Below are 418 nucleotides of genomic sequence, written 5' to 3' on the forward strand. Positions count from 1 at the left end.
CAGCCTCCAGCGCTGACAGCAGAGTTGTTGGCTTTGACGGAAGGCAGCATCGAGGAACGCATAGCAAAGCTCAAGCACAAGGTGCTGAAGGACCTGATCCGGGTCGAAGGCGGCAGCTTCATGATGGGGGATTTTGGGCTCGGGTGGACCCCCGAAGGGTTGTACTACACGAGCGGGATCGAAAATAAGCCGCCCTACAAGGTCACGCTGACGGGCTACAACCTTGCCCGGTTCAAGACCACCTATGCYGAGTACGACGTGTTCGCTGATGCGACCGGCCGGCCCCGGGCCGGGATGGAGCGGAGACCGGGCCACCCGTTGCCGCCGGGGTTCTACCGCCATCCGTTGATACCGGCCGGCATGTACTGGCAGCAGGCGAAGGACTATTGCCAGTGGCTAGGCAAGCAGACCGGTGTGC

Annotated in this window: 1 protein-coding gene; it reads left to right on the top strand. The window is 62.1% G+C overall.

Features of this window, described 5'->3' with window-relative positions; all coding sequences use genetic code 11:
• Positions 1–27: 27 nt before the first annotated feature.
• A partial coding sequence (locus AB4Z27_RS29685) for a formylglycine-generating enzyme family protein (protein ID WP_441646071.1) occupies positions 28–418 on the top strand: 391 nt, incomplete at its 3' end.

It is taken from the genome of Cupriavidus sp. KB_39, assembly GCF_052114485.1.
Classification (GTDB): Bacteria; Pseudomonadota; Gammaproteobacteria; order Burkholderiales; family Burkholderiaceae; genus Cupriavidus.